This window comes from Mycobacterium sp. IS-3022 (assembly GCF_001500065.1).
In the GTDB taxonomy this organism is placed as follows: domain Bacteria; phylum Actinomycetota; class Actinomycetes; order Mycobacteriales; family Mycobacteriaceae; genus Mycobacterium.
In genome coordinates this window covers 63,051-84,263 of sequence record NZ_LQIN01000010.1, presented here as the reverse complement: position 1 = coordinate 84,263, position 21,213 = coordinate 63,051, and the positions used below count along the sequence as shown (strand labels likewise).

Sequence of the window (21,213 nt, the reverse complement as noted above, 5' to 3'; positions counted from 1 at the left end):
TTCGCCACGGCCGCAACGAGTTCCGCGCGGCCGACCCACTGCATCCCGCCCTGCACGACGGGGTGCTCGACCCCGAAAGTCTCGGTGAACTTCGTCGTGATCGTCATCAGCGCGGCGCCATCCTGATCGCGCCGTCCAACCGGATCACTTCTCCGTTGAGCATCGGGTTCTCCACGATGTGCACGGCCAGCGCGCCGTACTCGTCGGGATCGCCGAGGCGGGCCGGGTGCGGAACCTGCTTGCCCAGCGAGGCCTGCGCCTCCTCGGGAAGCGAGCCCAGCAGCGGGGTCTTGAACAGACCCGGTGCGATGGTGCAGACGCGGATCAGATCACGAGACAGGTCACGCGCGATCGGCAGCGTCATGCCGACCACACCGCCCTTGGACGCCGAGTACGCGGCCTGACCGATCTGGCCCTCGAACGCCGCGACGGAGGCGGTGTTGACGATGACGCCGCGCTCGCCGTCAATCGGCTCGGTCTTGGCGATGCGCTCCGCGGCGAGCCGCAGCACGTTGAACGTGCCGATCAGGTTGACTTCGATCACCTTCTTGAACCCGTCGAGCGGGAACGGCCCGTCCTTCGAGAGCGTCTTGATCGCGTTGCCGATGCCCGCGCAGTTGACGTTGATACGCAGGGGGCCCATCTTCTCGGCGGCGTCGAGCGCGGCGGCCACCGCATCGGGGTCAGTCACGTTGGTCTCCACGAACTGGGCGCGATCGCCGAGTTCTTTGACAGCGTCCTCGCCCTTGAGGTCGATGACGACCACCGACGCGCCCTTGTCCAGAAGGCGCTTGGTGGTGGCCAGGCCGAGGCCCGAGGCTCCACCGGTGACGACGGCTACGGCGTCCTTGATCTCCACTTTTCGGTGTTCCTTTCTGTTCAGACCCAGTCTCGTAAGACGGCTTCGGTGTCGGCTCCGGCTTCCCCTGCCGGCGTCGGTGCGGCGGGCACGCTGCGGGAGAACCGCGGCGCGGGCATCGGCTGCAGATGGTCGCCGTCGCGATAGAAGGTGTTGCGCTCGGTGACGTGCGGCTCGGACTCCACCTCGGAGAACGACAGCACGGGTGTCACGCAGGCATCGCTGTCGGCGAAGACCTTGGCCCAGTGGTCGCGGTCCTTGGCGCCGATGACCTCACTGAACCGCTCGCGCAATTCCGGCCAGCGGCTCATGTCGTTCTGGTCGGGCAGGTCTTCACCGTCGATGCCGAGGCCCTTGAGGAAAGCGGCATAGAACTGCGGTTCGATACAGCCGACGGCGATGTAGCGGCCGTCGGCGCAGGTGTAGGTGTCGTAGTAGGGCGCCCCGCCGTCGAGGATGTTCACGCCACGCTGGTCGACCCACAGGCCGTCCTGCAAGAAGCCCCAGATCATCTGCGCCAGCACGCTGGAACCGTCGATCATCGCGGCGTCGACCACCTGGCCCTTGCCCGACGTCTGCCGTTCGAACAACGCGGACAGGATCCCGACGAGCAGGAACATCGAGCCGCCGCCAAAGTCACCGGTCAGGTTCAGCGGCGGGACGGGCCGCTCCCCCGCCCGGCCGATCGAATGCAGCACGCCGTTGAGCGAGATGTAGTTGATGTCGTGCCCGGCCTGCAGGCGGCGGGGCCCGGTCTGGCCCCATCCGGTCATGCGCCCATAGATCAGCCGCTCGTTGACCTTCGCGCAGTCCTCCGGGCCCAGTCCGAGTCGCTCGGTCACACCTGGGCGCAGCCCCTCGATCAGCACGTCGGCCTTGGCGACGAGCCGCAGCACGAGCTCGCGACCCTCATCGCTCTTGAGGTCGGCGGCGACGGAACGCCGGTTGCGCAGCGTGGCTTCGCGCTTGCTGGTCGGAACCCCGCCGAGCTTGCCCGGCCGTTCGACGCGCACGACGTCCGCCCCGAGGTCACCGAGAATCATCGCGGCGTGCGGCCCGGGCCCGATGCTCGCCAGCTCGATGACCCGCAGTCCGTGCAGTGGTCCCGCCATGCTCAACCGCCTTCCGTCCGGGCGAACGCCTCGATCGCCGACATAGCTTACTTGTATAACCAAGTCATCCGGTTCTAGGGTGCAGCCATGACAACCCTCGATTCGGGCGCACCCACATATACCGGAATCGACGCACTGTCGGTCGACCTCACCGACGGTCTGCTCGCGGTGACGCTGAATCGGCCCGACAGCCTCAACTCGCTGACCCAACCGATGCTCGCGACCATCGCCGACACACTGAACCAGGCGGCGTCCGACTCGAGGGTCAAGGTCGTGCGTCTCGGCGGTGCCGGCCGCGGATTCTGTTCGGGCGCAGGCATCAGCGAAGAGGACCACGCCAATCCGGGCGCGAACGGGACACCGGCCGACGTGCTCGACGCCGCCAACCGTGCGGTTCGGGCCATCGTGAACCTGCCGCAACCGGTGGTGGCCGCGGTGCACGGTCCGGCGGCCGGTGTCGGGGTATCGCTGGCGTTGGCCTCCGACGTCGTATTGGCTTCGGAGAAGGCGTTTTTCATGCTGGCGTTCACCAAGATCGGCCTGATGCCCGACGGCGGCGCATCGGCGCTGATCGCCGCGGCGATCGGACGCATCCGCGCGACCCGGATGGCGCTGCTGGCCGAACGCATCCCGGCCGACCAGGCCTACGACTGGGGTTTGGTGACCGCGGTCCACCCCGCCGCCGAGTTCGACTCCGAGGTGGACAAGGTCATCGCGACGCTCAAGTCCGGTCCCGCGGTCGCACTGTGCAAGACCAAGCACGCGATCAACGCCGCCACGCTCACCGAGTTCGAAGGCGCGCTGGAACGCGAAAAGCAGGGCCAGCTGTCGCTTCTCGATTCGCACGACTTCCGCGAAGGCACCAAGGCCTTCCAGCAGCGCAGGCACGCCAACTTCTCCGACTTCTAACCCTTGTAAGGGCGAACAGACGCAAACTGTCCGGATTTGCGGCCGGTTTTCAGGCACTTCGCGTCTGCTCGCGCCAAGAAAAATCGGTGGACTCGGCGGCCGCGCGTCGGCAACCATCGACGGGTGAGTACGCAGTTCGACATCCAACAGCCGGTGCACAACGCCGGCGGGTGGCGCGTGCTCGCACCGTTCCGGATTCGCGAGTACCGCCTGCTGATCGCGGCGGTTTCACTGTCGATCTTCGCCGACGGCATGTTCGCGGTGGTGTTGGCCATGCAGGTCATCGAACTCGACAACGATCCCGTATCGCTGTCGATCGTGACGACGTGCTTCGCCGCCGCCCTGGTCGCGTTCGTGTTGATCGGCGGGATTGCCGCCGACCGATTCCACCAACGTGCGATCATCATCGCGGTCGAGACGGTCAATGTGTTCGCCTCGTCGGCCATCGCGGTACTGGGACTGCTTGGCGCTCTGCAGATTTGGCACCTGGCGGTGGGCGCGGCCGCGCTGGGCACCGCGGCTGCGTTCTTCTTCCCCGCCTACAGCGCGATCCTGCCGCGTATCCTGCCGCCGGAGCAGTTGCTCGCGGCCAACGGTGTCGAAGGCGTGGTGCGTCCGGTCTTCCAGCGGGCGGTGGGCCCGGCCGTGGCGGGCGTGCTCATCGGTGCGACGTTCCCCGCGCTGGGCGCCGTGGCGGTGGCCGTGCTGTTCGCCGTCGGTCTGCTGCTGCTCATCGCGACCCGGCCGGCCATGAAAACCCCTGCACCACAAGAGCACCCGCATGTACTGCGTGATCTGCGCGACGGCTTCGTGTTTGTACTCGGAACCCCGTGGCTGTTGTGGACACTGCTGTTCGCGAGCATTTTCGTGCTGGTGGTGCTGGGACCGATCGAGGTGTTGCTGCCATTCATCGCCAAGGACCGCTTCGCCGACGGCGCCCGGATGTACGGGTTCATCCTCGCGTTCTTCGGTGCGGGCAGCGCCCTCGGCGCGTTGACGGTGTCGTCGGGCCGGATGCCGCGCCGCTATCTGTCGGTGATGCTGGCGATGTGGAGTCTCGGCGCCATCCCGCTCATCGTGTTCGGCTTCACCACGTCGTTCCCGGTGATGGCGGCCGCGACGTTCGTCATCGGGTTCACCGACGGCGCGGGCATGGTCATCTGGGGCACGCTGCTCCAGCGACGGGTGCCGACGGCCATGCTCGGCCGCGTGTCGAGTCTCGACTTCTTCGTCTCGCTGGCGTTCATGCCGGTGTCATTCGCGATCGTGGGTCCGCTGTCGAAAGTCGTTTCGATGCAGACGATTTTCCTCGTCGCCGGCATCGTCCCCGTACTGGTGGCGGCGGTCGCGGTGGGGGCGGCCGGGATGCGTCGCGACGAGCTGGCCCACCCGTTGCGCTGACTAGACGCCGAAGATCGGTGGCAGCGCGAGCACCATGACCAGCCCCCAGAAGAAGTGGGTGAGCATCGGTGCGAGTATGCCGCCGGTCGCTCGGCGTTCCAGCGCGCAGATCGTGCCGAGGATGATCGCGGCGAAGCCGAGCATCGGGTTGCCGGTGGTGGCCGACGTCGCGATGACATAAAGCGCGGTCGAGATCAACACGGGGTAAACGCGACCCAGTGCTGTGTACATCGCGCCGCGGAAGAACATCTCCTCCGCCAGACCGTTGACCACGGTGATGAACACCACCAGCAACAGCGGTCCATAATCGGCGAATTCCAATACCCGGGTGATGTATTCGCGTACACCGGGAATCTCGCGCGCGATCAGACCGCCGATGACGAACGCCGCGCCCAACGCCAACCCGACACCGGTGCCGGTGATCACGGGCCGCTGGTTTCGGCCGCGGAACCTCACGCAGCCCAGGTGCAGGGGTCCGGACAGAAAGGCGCCGACGGCCCACACCCCCGCCAGCGCCAGCGTCAGCCAGTAGAACGAGTCGTCACCGGGCGGCCGGGCCAGCGAATACCCCAGCAGCGCAGCGCCGATCACCAGCACGACGGCGACGACGATCCGTCTGCGCCTGATGACGGCGGGCGGTTCGTGGTGCGGAACGGCGACGGCGGTCGCGATCTCGCGGACCTCCTGCAGCAGTCCGGCGCGCGTCTGCGTCGACTCCGTCATGCCGGGCTCACCTTGGGCACCAGGTTGAGCAGCGTGTCCAATCCGGTGCGGACCACTCCGGCAACCGGTCCGGGCACCCCGCCGATGAGTCCGAGCGCCGGCCGGACGATCCCGGGTGTCACCGCACCGGCCACCTGCTTCAGGCGCAGGGTGTCCCCGCCGGCCCAGTCGGGGTCGGTGTCGGCGAGGTGGTGCGGGTCGGTGAGCTCGTCGACGGGCTTGCGCCGGCGGCTGCCCAGGGACCGCCTGATCGCATCGTCGATGCTGACCAATCCGCCCGGCGGGTCGGGCACGTGCTCGCGCAGCCGCGTCTCCGAAGCGATCATCGGATGATCAAGGGACTGAACCAGATCCGCCGCCAAGCCTCCCGGCACGGGCAACACCGCCGCCGTCACCCACGACACCAGCCCGGTGTCGACGCCGTCGACCGGCAGTGCAGCCCGCCACTTGCCGGATATCCGCGCATAGGTCCGAAGCAACTCGGCGTAGGACGTCGTTTCCGCGCCGGTGATGTCGTAGGCTCCCGCGGGCACGCGATCGCTGTCCGCGGCGGCGATGAGGTAGTGCAGAACGTCGCAGATCGAGATCGGGTCGATCGGGTTCGCCGACCACGACGGCAGTGGGAACACCACGAACCGGTCGCCGACATAGCGCAGCATCTCGAACGACGTCGACCCCGCCCCGAGGATGATCGCCGCGCCCAACCACACCACATCGGCACCGCCGTCGATGTGCAGCGCTTCGGCCACTTCGGCGCGGCTGGTCAGGTGCTCGGACAGATCGTCGCCATCCGGCACGAACCCGCCCAGGTACACGATCCGCCGGACACCGGCGCTCTTGGCGGCCCGCGCCACGTTGGCCGCCGCACGGTTGTCGGCGTCCCGGAAATCGGGTTCCCCGATGCCGTGCACGAGGTAGTAGAGGACGTCGACCGGCCCGGCATCGGCGAACGCCGACCGCGCCGAGGCCTCGTCGTGCGCGTCCAACTCGACGGCGGTGACGCGGTCCTGCCAACCGAAATCGGCCAATCTGTCACGGTTTCGGCTCGCCGCGACGACGTCATGACCCTCCGACAGCAGGGCGTCGACGAGCCGGGAGCCGACATAACCGGTCGCGCCGGTCACCAGGGTGCGCACACGTTTCACGGTACGGCTGTACCCGGATCGGTCCCGACGGAATCTAGATCGTCGCGTCGCGGTGTAGATCGATTAGCCGCTGATACACCTGCGCGTTGTGCCGGTTGTGCGCGACCTCGGCGTCGCTCAGGTCGCGTCGCACCTTGCCCGGAACGCCCGCGACCAGTGTGCGCGGCGGCACCATGAATCCCTGAGGCACCACCGCGCCCGCGGCGATGAGCGAGCCCTGGCCGATCGTCGCGCCGTTGAGGATGACCGCGCCCATGCCGATCAGCGCTCCGTCCTCGACGACGCAGCCGTGCAGGACGGCGTTGTGCCCGACGCTGACCTCCGCGCCAATGCTGACCGGGAACTCCGGATCGACGTGGATGGTCACGCCGTCCTGGATGTTGGTGCCGAAGCCGATGTCCACGGGTTCGGCCTCCGCGCGCAACGTCGCGCCGTACCAGACGCTGGCCCGTGCGGCGAGCGTCACCTGACCGATCAGGCTCGCGTTCGGCGCCGCCCACGCTTCAGCGTGCAGCGACGGTGTGCGGCCACGAATGGCGACGATCAGCGGCTCGGGCATGCGCGTCATCGTATTCACCGGCCGTCAGCCGACGAGACGGCAGCGTGTGGGCAGATTGGCAATGCGCAGGTCAGACGCTTGCGGCGACGGTTCGGCGCGGTGAGGACTTTGGCACTGGCGCGGCCCTGCCTCTAACATCCCTTGCGACCTGTCTAGCCGAGGAGCCGTAAGTGAAGACCCGCACCAGCAAAGCCATCGGTGCCACGGCCGGGATCGCCGCGATGGCGCTCTCGGTGCCGCTGGCCGTCACCGCATACGCCGATCCGCCCGCGCCCGCGCAGCCGGCCGAGCCGACCACCACCGCGGTGATCGAAATCCCGAATCCGGAGGGGTCGGGCTGCGACGCGTTCAAAGAGGCGGTGCCCAACTGGAAATCGCTGAACACCCTGCCGGTCGGACAGGCGCTGCAAGCCATCCCGGACGCCAGCACCTTCTACTCCGCGATCTCGGGTGGCTTCAACCCCGCGGTCAACGTCGTGCCGGTCCTGGAGAACGGCCCGTACGTGGTGTTCGCGCCGACGAACGAGGCGTTCGCGGGGCTGCCGCCGGCCCAGCTGGACGCGCTGAAGGCCAACCCGGCCGCGCTGACGGACCTCGCCTACTACCACGTGTTCCTCGGGGTCCTCGGGCCCAAGGATGTCGAGGGTCAGCGGCCCACCCAGCAGGGTGCGGAGATCAAGGTGACCGGTGAGAACGCCGACATCAAGATCAACGACACCGCGAAGGTGGTCTGCGGTGGGATTCAGGCGGCCAACGCCCGGATCTACCTGATCGACACGGTGCTCGACCCGGCCAAGGCGCCGGCGGCGGTCACGCCGTCCGCGACGTCGACCACCACGACTACGACGACTACGACCACTGCGACGACCGAGCCGGCCGAGCCGACGCCTGCCGCTGACGCGCCGATCGGCTGACGCTATTCGCGATTTCGGTGTGGTTGGTTGCGCCCACCGCAACCAACCACACCGAATCCACTCGTCTTAGATGCCCAAGTCGCGGCCGATGATCTCCTTCATGATCTCGGTGGTACCACCGAAGATCGTCTGGATGCGCCCGTCGACGTAGGCCCTCGCCACGCGGTACTCCATCATGTAGCCGTAGCCGCCGTGCAGCTGCACGCAGCTGTCGACCACCTTCTTGGCCACCTCGGTGGCCCACCACTTGGCCTTGGCCGCCTCGACCGCGGTGAGTTCACCGTCGACAACGGCGCGCAGGCAGCGGTCGATGTAGTTCTCGGTGACCTCGAGTTCGGTGTCCATCTCGGCGAGCAGGAACCGGTTGTGCTGGAAGCTGCCGATCGGCTGGCCGAATGCCTTGCGGTCCTTGGCATACTGCAGCGTCTCCTCCCAGACCGCGCGGGCCCCGGCGATCGCCGAGATCGCGATCGACAACCGCTCCGACGGCAGGTTGGTCATCAGGTGGTAGAAGCCGCGGCCTTCCTTGCCCAGCACGTTGGCGGCGGGCACCCGGACGTTCTCGAAGTGCAGCTCCGAGGTGTCCTGCGAGTGCAGGCCCATCTTGTCGAGCTTGCGGCCGCGGCTGAAGCCCTCCATGTCGCGCTCGACGACCAGCAGAGTGAAGCCTTTGTGGCCGGCTTCCGGATCGGTGCGGGCCACCACCACGCAGAGGTCACAGTTGATGCCCGACGAGATGAATGTCTTGGAGCCGTTGACAATCCAGTCGTCACCGTCGCGCACCGCGGAGGTGCGGATGCCGGCCAGGTCGCTGCCCGCGCCGGGCTCGGTCATCGCGACCGCGATGATGGTCTCCCCGCTGGTGATGCCGGGCAGCCAGCGCTGCTTCTGCTCGTCGTTGGTCAGGTCCTTGAAGTACGGCCCGACGACGTCGTTGTGCAGGCTCAGCGCCGGTCCGTGTGCGCCGGAGCGGGCCATCTCCTCGTCGATGATCGCGTTGAACCGGAAGTCGTCGGAGCCGCCGCCGCCGTATTCCTCGGGCATGTTGAATCCGATGAGCCCGTACTTGCCGGCTGCGGTGTACGCCGACCGGTCGACGATGCGCTCGGTCTCCCACTTCTCTTGATTGGGAATGAGTTCGCGTTCGATGTACTCCCGCACGGTTTCCCGGAACGCCTCGTGCTCGGCGTCGTAGATAGCTCTCTTCACTTGCTCACTTGGCCTTCCAAACGGGCTGGCGCTTCTCGGCGAAGGCCAGCGGTCCTTCTTTGGCGTCCTCGGAACGGATCACGGTCCCGATTTCACGCATGGTCCTCGCCCATCCGGCTTCGTCGCCGGTGATGACGCCGTCGTCGACGCCCATCGCCACCCGCTTGCTCGCCCACACGGCAAGCGGCGCATTGCAGGTGATCCGTTCGGCGAGCGCAAGTGCGGCGTCGACCGCGGTGCCGTCGGGCACCACCTGGTTGATGAGGCCCCACTTGAGCGCGTCGGCCGACGACATCGGCTCGCCGGTGAACAGCAACTCCATCGCGACCTTGCGGGGAAGATGGTCGACGATGCGGAACACGCCGCCCGCTGCGGCGATGAGCCCCCGCTTCACCTCGGGCAGGCCGAATTTCGCGCGCTCCTCGGCGACCACCAGATCACTGGCAAGCGCGAGTTCCGTGCCGCCGCCCAACGCGGTGCCGTTGACCGCGGCGATGGTCGGCTTGTCGATGTAATGGTGCACGTAGCCGGCGAAGCCCCACTCACCGTGCTCGGGGTGGAAGAGATTTTCCCGCCGCGAGATGGCCTTGAGATCGGCTCCCGCGCAAAACGATTCACCTGATCCGGTGATCACGACCGCGCGGACCTCGGGGTCGTCTTGCGCCTCTTGCAGAGCGTCGCCCACCGCGGTGCTCACCGCGCTGTTGACCGCGTTGCGGGCCTCCGGCCGGTTGAGCGTGATCACCAGGACGTTGCCCCGCCGCTCGGTGAGAGCGGCGGGGACCGCAACTTCGGACGGCACAGATGTCACAGCAGTTCGATGATGGTGGCGTTGGCCTGGCCGCCACCCTCGCACATCGTCTGCAAGCCGTACTGAATTCCCTTGTCGCGCATGTGGTAAAGCATCGTGGTCATGATGCGGGCACCGGAGCCGCCCAGCGGGTGGCCGATCGCGATCGCGCCGCCGTTGGGGTTGAGCTTCTTCTCGTCGGCGCCGATGTCCTTCAGCCACGCCATCGGAACGGGGGCGAACGCCTCGTTGACCTCGAACACGCCGATGTCCTCGAGACGCAGTCCCGAGCGCTTCAGCGCCTTCTGGGTGGCGGGAATCGGCGCGGTCAGCATGATCACCGGATCGGCACCGGCCAGCACCGCGGTGTGCACCTTGGCGATCGGCTTGAGACCCAGCTCGGCGGCCTTTTCGGCGGACATGAACAGAAGCGCGGCCGATCCGTCGGAGATCTGCGACGAGTTGCCGGCGTGGATCACGCCGTCCTCGCGGAACGCGGGCTTGAGCTGACCCATCTTCTCGATGGTGGTGCCGCGGCGGATGCCCTCGTCCTTGAGCACCGGATTGCCGTCCTGGTCCTTGATTGCGACGATCTGATCGTCGAACGCACCGGAATCCTGTGCGGCAGCCGCCTTCTCATGCGAGCCGAGGGAGAACTCGTCGAGCATGGTGCGGTCCAGGCCCCACTGCTCGGCGATCATCTCGGCGCCGATGCCCTGGTTCGGCGTCTGGCTGTAGCGGTCCTTGAAGCTCTGGGGATACGGGTTGCCGCCGCTGGCCAGCGATGCACCCATCGGAGTGCGCGACATCGACTCCACACCGCCCGCAACGACCACGTCGTAGTGGCCGGCGATGACCCCCGCTGCGGCGAAGTGGATGGACTGCTGGCTCGACCCGCACTGGCGGTCGACGGTCACACCCGGCACGCTCTCGGGCCAGCCGGCCGCGAGCAGTGCGGTACGGCCGATGTCGAGGGCCTGCTCGCCGGCCTGCATGACGCAGCCCCAGATCACGTCGTCGACGAGTGCCGGGTCGACCCCGGCCCGCTCTACGAGACCGTTGAGGACCTGCGCGGACAGTTCGGCGGGATGCACGCCGGACAGTCCCCCGTTACGTTTGCCGACAGGTGACCGCACTGCCTCGACGATGACGGCTTCAGGCATGGAACAACTCCTTCGAAAGGTTTGGTGGGATCTCCCACAAAAGGTCCACCATCGAACGTAGAGGAACAAGGTTTACTAGGTCAACCTACTGGTTGGTAGGCCGCCACTTCCAGTGCCAGTGGCTCCAACGTCTTTATCGCACATGGTTTACTGAGTTGCATAGCTGGACAACTGGCCAGTGGCAACGTCGTGGGAGTTGGAGTGGCTCGAAATACACCGCTGGCGCCGATGATCGGCCCGGACGGCGTCGGCGCGGGCACAGCGGTCCGGTCCCCTAAGACGGCCGAGCTCGTCGCGGGAACGCTGCGCCGGATGGTGGTCGACGGGCAGCTCAAGGACGGCGACTTCCTTCCCAACGAAGCCGAGCTGATGGCGCACTTCGGGGTGAGCAGGCCGACCTTGCGAGAGGCGGTGCGAGTACTGGAGTCCGAGCGCCTCGTCGAGGTCCGCCGCGGCTCTCGCACCGGCGCCCGCGTAAGGGTGCCCGGCCCCGAGATCGTGGCCCGTCCCGCCGGCCTGCTGCTGGAACTGTCCGGTGCGACGATCGCTGACGTGATGACGGCCCGGTCCGGCATCGAGCCGATGGCGGTGCGGCTGCTGGCGGAATCGGGATCTTCCGAGGCGTTCGACGAACTCGACAAGATGCTCGAAGAACATGTGCCGTCCGGCTGGCAGAACGACACCCTCGCCGAGACCACTGGCGACTTTCACCTCCGCGTCGTGGAGTTGTCGGGCAATGCCACCCTGAGCATCATCGCCGGGATGCTCCAGGAGATCACCGTCCGGCACAACGCTTTTCTGTTCAAGGAGCGACGCCCCGTCTCCAAGGGCGACTACGACAAGCTGATGCGGTCGTACCGAAAGCTGATGCAGCTGTTGCGATCCGGCGACGGCGTGGCCGCCGAGGCTCATTGGCGCAAGCACCTGGACACCGCGCGCGATCTGCTCCTGCAGGGACTCGAGGACGTCGAAGTCCGCGACGTCATGGGCTGATCGTCGTCTCCCTCTGCCAGGTCACCTGCACGGGCACGGTGTCGTCCCACGGTTGCCGCGTCACCACATCGGCGACCTTGAAGTATCCGCGCTCGAATTCGCCGGTGGCGGCGTCGACCAAGCGGTACTGCTGGGTCTGTCGGTGTATCGGTTGCCCGTCGATCAGCACCACCCGTACCTCGCCGGGTTCGAACTGGCAGCGCTTCTGCAATGCCGCGATCAACTGTTCGTTGTGCATGTGACCGTCGCCGAAGTTCCACCCGATCGCGGTGCTGCAGATGCGCTCTCCGTCGGTGAGCACGTAGTCGTCCTCGTTGTGACCCGCCATCGCGCGGTGCGCGAGCGTGAACATCGCGCGGCCGTGAGTGTTGAAGGCGCGGAACGCATATCCCATGTACAGGTACATCTGCGCGGTTTCCGGGCTGCCGTAGTACCGCTCCATCTGCGCCTGCGGCATGCTGGCAATCGAGACGACGTTCTGTTCGATCTTCGCCGAGGCTGACGGTTTGACGCACCACAGCCCGGTGTCCCAGTTGCCCGCGTAGTACCGCATGCCGGGCAGGAAGGACACCTTGCGCGGGAACAGGTTTCCCAACACCACGGTGCCCGCGACGACGGCGAACAACACGATCGGCCACGGACTCTGTAGATCGCCGAGACCGATGTCGGCATGCCCGACGAACAGCGCCAGCACCGCGAACATCATGAAGACGTTCCACTCCAGCGGCACACCCATCGGGATCGAGGACAGGATGCCGAAGTGGAACACCAGCATGACGAACGCTGCGATATACGTCGGCCAGCCGCCGTTGGAGAAGAACAGCACGAGCGGAACCAGTCCTTCGATCGCCGTGCTGAAATGCGCCAGCCCGCGTGACAACCGGCCCGGCCGCAGATCGTCCGGGAAATGTTCGAAGAACTTGCGTTTGATCCACTTCGGCCGGAACACCGGGTTGTTGCTCATCATCGTCGAGATGACGAACGGGAAGTGCTTGTTGAGCTTCGATGTCGCGGCGCCGAGCCAGATCGTCAGGCACACGAGCTTGGCCGCGACGATGATGTCGGGTCCCGCGAAAAGGAAGCACGCCGCCAGGCTTGCGTAGACCTCGCCGCGAGCGGCCAGGAAGATCACCTTGTCGCGCAGGCCCAGCACGGCGAGCACTCCGAGGATCGCCCAGATCTGCCACACGGGAAGCACGCCGACCGTCGTGCCGAGTTCGGGGATCGGTCCGGTGCCGTCGGAGAACAGCGCCACGACGAGCAGCACCAGCAGCGCGGCGTAGAGCAGCGCGTCGAACGGTGTGCGGGTGTCCCCTCTGGTCAGCGGGACGCGGCTCGGCCACGGTGGTAGCCGGATCGTGTTCGGCCGCAACCAGTACAGGATCGAGCCCATCGGCGGGAAGAACCGGTTGTTGAGCGGCCCGAACCCGCAGCCGAGGCCGACGACCTCGAACAGCATCGTGTACAGCACGACCTTCTCGAACACGATCGGCTCGTCGTACCAGGAGGCGACGTTGGTGAATCCGTCGATCCCGGTGGTGGTGAGCACGACCAGCCAGGCGCCCAGGATGTAGAGCAGAATCTTGACGACGTAGAACAGGTGTAGGACGACGGGCGTCCCGAACCCCACCTCGGCCCAGTGCCGGGCCATCGGCACGATTTTTTCGGCGCGGGTGCCCTTGCTCCATTCCTCGAAGTCGACGACGGGCGCTTCCTGCTTCAAGAACCCCATGGCATCACAGATTAGAACGTGTTCTAGCTAGGGACGTACGGTTCGGGGTCTCAACGGTCAGGCGTCGGTCTTGGCCGGCGGCCGGTAGAAGATCGCCAGCTGGCCGATGCCGCCGAGAAGGCCGAGACCCAGCGAGATGACCAGACCCCACCAGCCGTGCAGCAGGTCGGAGAAACCGGTTTCACTGAACAAGAGATGGTCCAGGCTGATCTTGCCGGCGCCGATCGTGGCGATCCCGACGGCCGCGGCCGCAAGCACCAGGTTGTACTCCCAGCCCTCCTTGACGATGAAGAAGCCGTTGGGCCGGTGCACGGTCCACGCCGCGACGAGCATCAGCGCGACGAAGCCCGCGGCCGGAATCGGCGTGAGCAGGCCTACCGCGAGACCGATGCCGGCGGTCATCTCCGTCGTCGCGGCGATGCGGGCATGGAACATGCCGGGCTTCATCCCCATGCTGTCGAACCAGCCGGCCGTGCCCTTGAGGCCGCCGGGCCCGAAGAACTTGTTGTAGCCGTGGGCGGCCATGGTCAGGCCGAGCACCACCCGCAGAATCAACACTCCGACGTCGTAGGCAGTCATGGCTACAAAATCTAGGCCATGTGTTAAGCCGCTGCCCAGCCCCCGTCGACACTGAGCCTGACGGGTTATCCCCAAGTGAGAATTCGTCCACAGGCCGAGCCTGTTCCGGCGGTCATGTCGTTGCCGCGTCGGTGGGCCCGGTAACTTCGCTCATATGTTCGAGCGTTTGGTCAACGGGGCCGTGACCGCCCGCGACACCGCCGCGGCGGTGGGCGGATGGGCGCGGGTGGAGAACGCCGCCTGCGCGCGACGGCTCTCGGCCAGCGTTGAGATTCTGGACCGGCTGATTGCAGCTGACGGTTCGGCCGATCGCGAGCAGTGGTGCATCGACAACTGGGATGCCGCCGCCGCCGAGGTGGGCGCCGCGCAGAACGTGTCGTTGGGAGTGGCTTCGCACCAGTTGTTCGTGGGGTTGGAGTTGCGGGATCGGCTGCCGCGGGTGGCCGAGGTGTTCGCCGCCGGCACCATCTCCTATCGCTTGGTCGAAGTCGTGGTCGCGCGCACGCGGCTGGTACGCGACCCTGACGCGATCGCCAAGATCGACGCCGAGGTCGCCGCCCAGATCGCGGGGTGGACCACGTTGTCGAAGAACAGAGTCCAGACTTCGGTCGACTACTGGGTCGACCGCTACGACCCGGCCGCGGTGCGGCACACCGAATCCAATGCCCGCGGCCGCTACGTCGACATCTACGACCCCAACGACGGATCCGGCACCGCCTCGATCCAGGCGTCGTTGCTCGCCACCAACGCTGACGCCTTGGACCAGCGCCTCGATGCGATGGCCGCCGCGGTCTGCGACGGTGACCCCCGCACCGTCGACCAGCGCCGTTCCGACGCGCTGGGCGCGCTGGGCCACGGCGCCGACCGCCTGCAGTGTGCTTGCGGACGTGAGGATTGTGAGGCCGCTGCGGCGTCCTCGAGTGCGGTGGTGGTTCATGTGGTGGCTCGCGAGGAGTCATTGACCGACGACACCGCGACACGCTTGGACGGGGAAGCGCCGCGCTCGGAGGACGAACCGACCGGCCGGGCCGCCACCGACCCGGCTTATCTGATGGGCGGGGCGATCCTGCCCGCGCCGCTGCTGGCTTCCAAGCTGGCCGGGAGCGCGAAACTGAAGCCGGTTGTTCATCCCGGCGACAGTCCGCCTGAGCGGCGCTACACCCCGTCGGCGGAGTTGGCGTGGTTCGTGCGATGCCGGGATTTGACGTGCCGCTTTCCAGGCTGCGATGAGCCGGCCGATCATTGCGATGTCGACCACACGATCGCCTATCCGAAGGGGCCGACGCAGGCGTCGAACCTGAAATGTCTGAGGGTGTCGCACGAATCGCTGGTGGGAGTCGTGTCATATCGCGTGAAAGTTACTGCTGCATGCGATGATTCGAAGTGTCTGTCAATGTGCGTGCCGGTGATGTCGATCAGTTGATGATGATGCCGCCGTCGGTGCGGGAGTGGCTGCCTGAGGATCATCTGGCGTTCTTCGTACTCGACGTCGTCGCCGAGCTGGATCTGAGCGCGTTCTATGCCGCGTATCGGGTCGACGGTAAGGGCGGGTCGGTGTATGACCCTTCGATGATGCTGTCGGTCCTGCTGTATGCGTACTGCACCGGGGAGCGGTCCTCACGTCGGATCGAGCGACGGTTGGTCGAGGACGTGGCGCTACGGGTGGTCGCGGCCAATCAGCAGCCTGATCACGCCACGTTGGCCCGATTCCGCCGCCGCCACCAGGTCGCGATCGCAGCTCTGTTCGGCCAGGTCCTAGGCCTGTGCGTCAAGGCTGGTCTCGTCGATGCGGGCGTGATCGCGATCGACGGGACCAAGATCGCGGCGAATGCCTCGTTCTTCGCCAATCGTGACCATGCCGACCTCAGCGCTGAACTCGCCGGATCCGTGGAACGCGACCCCGCGGCCGCGGCGGCTCGTCGTGTCGCCGATCGGGTCTTGGCCGAAGCCGAGCAGGTCGATGCGGCCGAAGACGAACGGGGCGAGAACGACCAGGTCCGGCGGATGCCGGTGGGGTGGGCCGGTGGTCGGGATCGTCGTTCGCGGATCCGGGCTGCCCTCGACGAACTGGAATCTCAAAAGTCGCGGGACTTTGAAACGCGGATGGCCGAGCGTGCTCGCAAGGAGGTCGAGTTGGGCCGCAAGCTGACCGGTCCCAAACCGAGCGCCCAGACCGCGCGGCGGGCGCGCCCGCGTCGGGCCAACACCACCGATCCGGATTCGCGGATCATTCCGCAGGCCTCCAAAGGTGTGCTGCAGGGTTACAACGCGCAAGCAGCCGCGACAATCGGGCACATCGTGGTGGCTGCCGAGATCACCAACACCACCAATGACCAACCCCATTTTGTGCCGATGGCCACCGCCGTGACCGACAATCTCGCTGCGGCCGGACACCGCGGTGGTGCCGGAACCTTCGTGGCTGACGCGGGGTACTGGACCAGCGTGAACGGCACCGCCGATGTCGGTGCCGAGGTGTTGATTGCGACACGAAAGTCGTCGTGGCGCACAGCCGATAAGCCCGATGACGATAAGTTGGCCGTGCTGGCGAGGGTGAACCGCGGTGAGCTATCCCAACGTCAAGCGGGCGCGATTCTCGGTGTCTCCTACACCTGGGTGCGGGACATGACCAAGCGCTACTTCGGGCGCGAAGGACAACGCATCACCCGCAGCGCCGAACCCGAACCTCACGAGTGGATCCCGGTCGTCGAACGTGTCGCCGCCGGCGAGATCTCCGTGCGTGCCGCCCGCGACGACCTCGGTGTCTCAGTGACAAGAGTCAAAGCGATGCTCGCGCATGTGCGAGGCGAGGCCACCGATCCCACGATCGCCCGAAAAGCCATGGACGACAAACTTTCTCAACCGGACAACGCTGCGCTCTACCGCAAACGCGGCGTCAGCATCGAACCCGTCTTCGGCAACATCAAAGCCAACCTCGGATTCCGCAAATTCGCCCTCCGCGGCCATGCAGGAGTGCACAGTGAATGGCGCCTGATCTGCACAGTGCACAACCTGCTCAAACTCCAGCACGCACTACCCGCCTGACCGCAACCACCAACCAACGCCGCCATCGCAGCGACCCCACGCCCAGCATTCGTGCAACACCCTCGTCTATGCCGAAAACACCACCTGCTCAAGACCTTTTGGGGCTGGCGTGACGTTCAGCATCCCGACGGGACCGTCGAGTGGGTCTCCCCGTCGGGGCAGGCCTACACCACCCACCCTGGCAGCGAGCTGCTGTTCCCGACACTGTGCCGGCCCACGGCGCCCGTCGCTGCGAACGAGGCCGCCGACGATCTAGACGACGCTGCCCGCTCGCTGAAGATGCCGCGTCGCAAGCAAACCCGCGCCCAGAACCACGCCAGAGCCATCGAAGACGAACGCCGAGCCAACCAACCCTACGTCGACGAACGCAACAAACCTCCACCCTTCTAGGCGCGGTCGACGGGCAACGCCGCATCCAATCTCTCGACGTACGAGTCGATGTCGCCGATTGCGGACTCCGCGGCGTGGACGCTGATCGCAATCGTGTCCCCGATGCCGTGGACGCCGTGTGTCAAGCCCATCATCGGCGACAGGCTGGGGTAACCGGCAGTCATGACGACGGGAGCGCCACCGAACTGGAGATCGGCGGGGCCACGGTTGACGCTCGACACCACGGTGTTGCCCGTGACTGTCGGCGACCGCAGCGTCGGGTCGAAACGCCCGACACCCCAACGCAGTAGCGGTGCGGGCACCGCCGCGGAGGCCCGCTGGGCTTCAAGCATCGCCGGATGGGCTGCCCGTCGGCGACGCTGCTCGAGATCCTCGGCGATCCGAGCCATTCGCTCGTCCGTGGGCAGATCTGGATACAGTCCGACGCCGACATTGCCGAAGTGGTTGTGAGACGTCCGCTCACCGGCCTTGGCCATCGGCACCTCAGCGCGCAATCGCGACGGGTCGTCGCCGAGTTCCCGCATATGAGCGGCCAGCGCCGTCGACACCGCCGCCAGCACCCTCACGGTCACCGTCGGGCCCGACAGCTGCGATCGCTGCCTGAGCACGGTGCGGATGCCACGCAGGCCGCCCGGCGGGGAATTACTGCGCAACGCTGGGCACGAATCCGCCTGTGGTGCAACCGATCCAGCGTCAGTATCGCGCAGCAGCTGACGATGCGCGCGGGCGGCGCGGTAGCCACGCCACGGCAGCGTCAGGCCTAACAGCGGCGGCCGTCCGTCGAGCGTCGCCACCGGCGCCGTCCGCCCGAACAGCCGGGCCGCCAAGGCCGACGACCGGATGCCGTCTCCCAACGCGTGCGCGACCTGTACCACCGCGACCGTGCCGAGCCCTGCGCCGGGCACGCCCCCGACGGACGGAAACACATGCAGTCGCCACGCCGCGACCCGCGGGTCGAGTTGGTCCGAGCCCAATCCGGCCACCACGGCCAGGCATTCCGGCCAACTGGTGCCGGCAGCGTGCATCACGAACTGGTTCGAAGCGACGTCCGCAGCAATCCACTGCGGATAGGTCAACGGATTGCCGTCACGCACCCGCAGTCGCAACTCCGTGCAACCACGCGCCCGGTCACGAATTCGGGCCACCGCCGCCGCAAGGTCGGAGACGGTGCCCGCAAAGCCGTAGAGCAGAAACTGGTCGCTCGGGATCTTCGCCGACATCCAATACGCCTGCGCGTCCACCGCAGCCAGTCGACGTGCCGTCATAACCCTTAGGTCGGTCCGATGAAGTCGATGATGTGTCCGGCCACTGCCTGCGGCTGTTCCAACTGCAGGAAGTGTCCGGCCCGTTCGACGGTCGCCACGCGGCTTCCCTCCGGCAGCACCGGCTGCACCCATCGCACGTAATCGGCTGAGGCGCAACCGTCGTCGAGTCCGTGCAGGTACAGCGTCGGCAGCTGGGGCGCGGACAACCAATGCCGATGCAGTTCGGCGTACTGCGCGGGCGGCTTGGTGTTGCGCACGGTGGCACGGTAGTAGCCCAGCGCGGCGCGCCAGTTCTCCGGCGCACCGATCGCATCGCGCACGTGGGCGACGTCCTCGGCGACGTCGTATCCCGGGGACCATTGGCGCCACAACCGGGGCACCACCCAGGACGCGGACCGCTCCGGAAGCCCCGGCAACTGGAAGTACATGATGTACCAACTGCGCAGCAGCTGACGCGGCAGTTGGGCGGCCAGTCGCACACCGTCGGGCACCCGGCCCAACGGCCGGAACGCCGCGGCGAACGGCACCGACATGATCACGGTCTTGGAGAACGGGCTGTCGGGCATCGCGGCGAGCCCCGCACCCGCGATCGCGCCCCAGTCATGTCCGATGAGCACGTCGCGGCCCGTCGGTCCGGCCGCGTCGAGCACCTGCAGCGCATCGTCCATCAGCGCGCCGACGTGGTAGCTGCCGTCCGACGCGATGGACGACGGCGCATAGCCGCGCATGAACGGCGCGACGACACGCCACCCGGCGTCGGCCAGCAGTGGCGCCACCTTGCGCCAGCCGTGCGCGGTGTCGGGAAAGCCGTGCAGGCACAACGCAATCGGTGCATCCGCGGCGCCCCAGCTCAGCGCGCGAAGCCGCGCACCCGGTGCCTCCACATCGATGAGCTCGGGTTCGGCCACTACGGTTCCTATACCGGGTCGAACTTGGAGATGAGCCAGCGACCGTCGACCTTCTCCAACGTCACGCGCACACTCGAGGCGCTGTCGGTGGGAGGATCCTGGCCGACCACCACGGTCTGGTTGACGAACACCAACACCACCGCCTCGTTGGGGTCGGCCGACACCGAGGCCGCCGCGGGCACCGACGCCACCGCTGAGATCTGCTTCTGTTTCGCGCCGGGAATCACCACGTCGTTGATCAGCCCTGTGTAGGACTCTTCGAACTCCCCGGTCAGCAGGGCACGCGCGTCGTTGAGTTGCTGTTCGACGGTGTCCGGCTTGTAGGACAGCATCGCGATGGTGCTGTCCTTGGCCACTTGAACCGACTCTTCGCGAACGGCTTCGGCAGTGCGCACCGAGTTGTCCATCCACTTCAGATAGCCGGCCGCGCCCGCGAGCAGCAGCGCGATCGCAGGCAGCACCCCGAATGCAAAAACGCGCTCCCAGTTGACCTTCCGCTTCGGAGCGGCCGCCGGGGCGGCGGTCTCGGCCGAGTCGGAATCCGTTTCAGGGACGTCCGTATCGGTATCCGTGGCGGCGGGCTCCGCGGTGGCGGGCTCGGCGGCGGCGGTATCCGTGGCGGAAGGCTCAGCGGCGGACTCGGCGGGCTCCGCCGTGCCGGGCTCCGTGGGATTCGACTCCTCCACGGCGGCGGACTCGGTCAGCTCCACCGCTTCGGTCTGCTGGTCGGTGGCTTCCTCGACCGGATCACCAGCGGTGGCGTCGGCGCTCTTGGCGCGCTTGGGCAGCCTGTGTCTACTACTCACGGTACGAACTCCACATTCGAGACCTTGGCCTCATCGTCGCCGGTCTTCTGGACCGAGATCCTCATCCTCCACGCTCGCGGTTGCTGCTCGGGCGCTCCGGCGTTCGTCGTGTTGACGGTCACCGCCACCAGCACCTGCGCCTCGTCGTCGGAGTACGTCTCCAGCCCCGCCTCCGAGATCGTGCCCTCCGACTTGGACTTCGCCTGCTTGACGACCTCGACGAACGGCGCCGCACGCTGCTGGAAGTCGTCATAGAACGTCCCGGTCGACGAATCGAGGACCCGCTGCACGTCGGCCTCGACGTGCTCGTGGTTGATCGTCGTCAAGTTCAACGCGCCCTGCCGCCCGACCTGCAGGAAGAGGTTCCGCAGGTCCTCGGCCTGTCGCGATTCATATGCCCGGTAACCGAGCCAACCGGTCAGACCTCCGAGCGCCAGCACGAGCACGAGACCCGCGATGGTCGCCAGCCGCACATGCGACATCCGCGGCTTGGTCGAGGCGGGTGTAGCGGTGTCGTCGGCGGCCTCGACGTCGTAATCCTCGACGTCACCGACGTCTTCAGCCGGTTCAGTGACCGATGTGGTGGTCTCGTCACCGTCCGCTGCGGCATCGACCTCGGATGTGGACTCGCCCGCCTTCTCCTCGGCGGGAGTGGTCTCGTCTGCCATCTACGTTCCTCTACGGCCCGCGGGCCAGGTCTGGGTCAGGTACAGG

The 21,213-nt window shown here is 66.9% G+C and carries 21 protein-coding genes and 1 pseudogene; 7 read left to right on the top strand and 15 right to left on the bottom strand.

The genetic code is table 11. The features are described 5' to 3' along the window. From AU188_RS25725 to AU188_RS08915, 3 genes and pseudogenes are all read right to left on the bottom strand, one after another. Window positions 1-107, bottom strand: a pseudogene (locus AU188_RS25725) (nitronate monooxygenase); the annotation flags it as partial. Then, complete coding sequence (locus tag AU188_RS08920) at window positions 107-859, bottom strand: 3-hydroxyacyl-CoA dehydrogenase (protein ID WP_059163365.1); 753 nt, start codon at window positions 857-859, stop codon at window positions 107-109. The gene AU188_RS08920 and the pseudogene AU188_RS25725, both read right to left, overlap by 1 nt. 20 nt (window positions 860-879) lie before the next feature. Then, window positions 880-1,971 carry a CaiB/BaiF CoA transferase family protein gene (locus tag AU188_RS08915; protein ID WP_059163364.1) on the bottom strand — a complete coding sequence of 364 codons (1,092 nt, stop codon included), beginning with the start codon at window positions 1,969-1,971 and terminating at the stop codon, window positions 880-882. Window positions 1,972-2,058: 87 nt separating this feature from the next. Between AU188_RS08915 and AU188_RS08910 the strand changes: the two genes are divergently transcribed. Together AU188_RS08910 and tet(V) are read left to right on the top strand one after the other, a co-directional pair. After that, window positions 2,059-2,880, top strand: a complete 822-nt coding sequence (locus AU188_RS08910) for an enoyl-CoA hydratase (protein WP_059163363.1) — start codon at window positions 2,059-2,061, stop codon at window positions 2,878-2,880. 153 nt (window positions 2,881-3,033) lie between these two features. Beyond that, window positions 3,034-4,281, top strand: coding sequence for a tetracycline efflux MFS transporter Tet(V) (tet(V), locus tag AU188_RS08905; protein WP_172799444.1), 1,248 nt, complete (start codon window positions 3,034-3,036; stop codon window positions 4,279-4,281). Here the strand turns inward: tet(V) and AU188_RS08900 are convergent, their stop codons facing one another. The 3 genes from AU188_RS08900 to AU188_RS08890 are packed head-to-tail and all read right to left on the bottom strand — an operon-like array spanning window position 4,282 to window position 6,708. Then, a complete protein-coding gene (locus AU188_RS08900; protein ID WP_059163361.1) occupies window positions 4,282-5,004 on the bottom strand; it encodes a CPBP family intramembrane glutamic endopeptidase in 723 nt (240 codons plus the stop codon). Next, window positions 5,001-6,149, bottom strand: a complete 1,149-nt coding sequence (locus AU188_RS08895; protein ID WP_059163360.1) for an NAD(P)H-binding protein — start codon at window positions 6,147-6,149, stop codon at window positions 5,001-5,003. The genes AU188_RS08900 and AU188_RS08895 overlap by 4 nt, the downstream gene beginning before the upstream one ends. Window positions 6,150-6,183: 34 nt before the next feature. Next, a complete protein-coding gene (locus AU188_RS08890) occupies window positions 6,184-6,708 on the bottom strand; it encodes a gamma carbonic anhydrase family protein (protein ID WP_059163383.1) in 525 nt (174 codons plus the stop codon). Window positions 6,709-6,878: 170 nt separating this feature from the next. Between AU188_RS08890 and AU188_RS08885 the strand changes: the two genes are divergently transcribed. Then, window positions 6,879-7,622 carry a fasciclin domain-containing protein gene (locus AU188_RS08885; protein ID WP_059163359.1) on the top strand — a complete coding sequence of 248 codons (744 nt, stop codon included), beginning with the start codon at window positions 6,879-6,881 and terminating at the stop codon, window positions 7,620-7,622. 66 nt (window positions 7,623-7,688) lie between these two features. On the opposite strand, the gene AU188_RS08880 is transcribed toward AU188_RS08885, so the two are convergent. From AU188_RS08880 to AU188_RS08870, 3 genes are read right to left on the bottom strand one after another with little or no spacing between them, the layout of a single operon-like run. Continuing rightward, window positions 7,689-8,831 carry an acyl-CoA dehydrogenase family protein gene (locus AU188_RS08880; protein WP_059163358.1) on the bottom strand — a complete coding sequence of 381 codons (1,143 nt, stop codon included), beginning with the start codon at window positions 8,829-8,831 and terminating at the stop codon, window positions 7,689-7,691. A gap of 4 nt (window positions 8,832-8,835) precedes the next feature. Further along, window positions 8,836-9,642: a crotonase/enoyl-CoA hydratase family protein gene (locus AU188_RS08875; protein ID WP_502687595.1), complete on the bottom strand. Its 807-nt coding sequence runs from the start codon at window positions 9,640-9,642 to the stop codon at window positions 8,836-8,838. Continuing rightward, on the bottom strand, window positions 9,639-10,784 hold the full coding sequence (locus AU188_RS08870) for a thiolase family protein (RefSeq protein ID WP_059163356.1): 1,146 nt from the start codon (window positions 10,782-10,784) through the stop codon (window positions 9,639-9,641). Before AU188_RS08870 ends, AU188_RS08875 begins: the two co-directional genes overlap by 4 nt. Window positions 10,785-10,985: 201 nt before the next feature. Between AU188_RS08870 and AU188_RS08865 the strand changes: the two genes are divergently transcribed. After that, window positions 10,986-11,777 carry a FadR/GntR family transcriptional regulator gene (locus AU188_RS08865; protein WP_059163355.1) on the top strand — a complete coding sequence of 264 codons (792 nt, stop codon included), beginning with the start codon at window positions 10,986-10,988 and terminating at the stop codon, window positions 11,775-11,777. On the opposite strand, the gene AU188_RS08860 is transcribed toward AU188_RS08865, so the two are convergent. Further along, a complete protein-coding gene (locus AU188_RS08860; protein ID WP_059163354.1) occupies window positions 11,767-13,509 on the bottom strand; it encodes a DUF3556 domain-containing protein in 1,743 nt (580 codons plus the stop codon). The two genes, AU188_RS08865 and AU188_RS08860, sit on opposite strands and share 11 nt — an antisense overlap. Window positions 13,510-13,566: 57 nt before the next feature. Beyond that, window positions 13,567-14,088, bottom strand: coding sequence for a DoxX family protein (locus AU188_RS08855; protein WP_059163353.1), 522 nt, complete (start codon window positions 14,086-14,088; stop codon window positions 13,567-13,569). Between the two features lie 154 nt (window positions 14,089-14,242). On the opposite strand from AU188_RS08855, the gene AU188_RS08850 reads away from it, so the two are divergent. The 3 genes from AU188_RS08850 to AU188_RS25265 are packed head-to-tail and all read left to right on the top strand — an operon-like array spanning window position 14,243 to window position 17,520. Further along, a complete protein-coding gene (locus tag AU188_RS08850; RefSeq protein ID WP_059163352.1) occupies window positions 14,243-15,511 on the top strand; it encodes an HNH endonuclease signature motif containing protein in 1,269 nt (422 codons plus the stop codon). Then, a complete protein-coding gene (locus AU188_RS26040) occupies window positions 15,472-17,130 on the top strand; it encodes a transposase (RefSeq protein WP_156426614.1) in 1,659 nt (552 codons plus the stop codon). The genes AU188_RS08850 and AU188_RS26040 overlap by 40 nt, the downstream gene beginning before the upstream one ends. A gap of 51 nt (window positions 17,131-17,181) precedes the next feature. After that, on the top strand, window positions 17,182-17,520 hold the full coding sequence (locus tag AU188_RS25265) for a T-complex 10 C-terminal domain-containing protein (RefSeq protein WP_059163350.1): 339 nt from the start codon (window positions 17,182-17,184) through the stop codon (window positions 17,518-17,520). Here AU188_RS25265 and AU188_RS08835 read toward each other — a convergent pair. Genes AU188_RS08835 through AU188_RS08820 form a run of 4 tightly spaced genes read right to left on the bottom strand, consistent with a single transcriptional unit; the run spans window position 17,517 to window position 21,167 of the window. Next, the gene (locus AU188_RS08835) at window positions 17,517-18,785 is read right to left on the bottom strand and encodes a WS/DGAT domain-containing protein (protein WP_059163349.1); all 1,269 of its coding nucleotides are present in this window, start codon (window positions 18,783-18,785) and stop codon (window positions 17,517-17,519) included. The two genes, AU188_RS25265 and AU188_RS08835, sit on opposite strands and share 4 nt — an antisense overlap. A 5-nt stretch (window positions 18,786-18,790) precedes the next feature. Next, window positions 18,791-19,693, bottom strand: coding sequence for an alpha/beta fold hydrolase (locus tag AU188_RS08830; protein WP_059163348.1), 903 nt, complete (start codon window positions 19,691-19,693; stop codon window positions 18,791-18,793). Window positions 19,694-19,701: 8 nt separating this feature from the next. After that, a complete protein-coding gene (locus AU188_RS08825) occupies window positions 19,702-20,499 on the bottom strand; it encodes an Rv1363c family protein (RefSeq protein WP_286137364.1) in 798 nt (265 codons plus the stop codon). Next, entirely contained in the window at window positions 20,496-21,167 is a 672-nt protein-coding gene (locus AU188_RS08820; protein ID WP_059163347.1) for an Rv1363c family protein, read from the bottom strand. Before AU188_RS08820 ends, AU188_RS08825 begins: the two co-directional genes overlap by 4 nt. Window positions 21,168-21,213: the final 46 nt, after the last annotated feature.

What these genes read in the sequence shown, in the direction of transcription:
- AU188_RS08915 (WP_059163364.1), bottom strand. Translation starts at nt 1,971, where the DNA reads ATGGCGGGACCACTGCACGGACTGCGGGTCATCGAGCTGGCGAGCATC.
- AU188_RS08910 (WP_059163363.1), top strand. Translation starts at nt 2,059, where the DNA reads ATGACAACCCTCGATTCGGGCGCACCCACATATACCGGAATCGACGCA.
- AU188_RS08900 (WP_059163361.1), bottom strand. Translation starts at nt 5,004, where the DNA reads ATGACGGAGTCGACGCAGACGCGCGCCGGACTGCTGCAGGAGGTCCGC.
- AU188_RS08890 (WP_059163383.1), bottom strand. Translation starts at nt 6,708, where the DNA reads ATGCCCGAGCCGCTGATCGTCGCCATTCGTGGCCGCACACCGTCGCTG.
- AU188_RS08870 (WP_059163356.1), bottom strand. Translation starts at nt 10,784, where the DNA reads ATGCCTGAAGCCGTCATCGTCGAGGCAGTGCGGTCACCTGTCGGCAAA.
- AU188_RS08860 (WP_059163354.1), bottom strand. Translation starts at nt 13,509, where the DNA reads ATGGGGTTCTTGAAGCAGGAAGCGCCCGTCGTCGACTTCGAGGAATGG.
- AU188_RS08855 (WP_059163353.1), bottom strand. Translation starts at nt 14,088, where the DNA reads ATGACTGCCTACGACGTCGGAGTGTTGATTCTGCGGGTGGTGCTCGGC.
- AU188_RS08850 (WP_059163352.1), top strand. Translation starts at nt 14,243, where the DNA reads ATGTTCGAGCGTTTGGTCAACGGGGCCGTGACCGCCCGCGACACCGCC.
- AU188_RS08835 (WP_059163349.1), bottom strand. Translation starts at nt 18,785, where the DNA reads ATGACGGCACGTCGACTGGCTGCGGTGGACGCGCAGGCGTATTGGATG.
- AU188_RS08820 (WP_059163347.1), bottom strand. Translation starts at nt 21,167, where the DNA reads ATGGCAGACGAGACCACTCCCGCCGAGGAGAAGGCGGGCGAGTCCACA.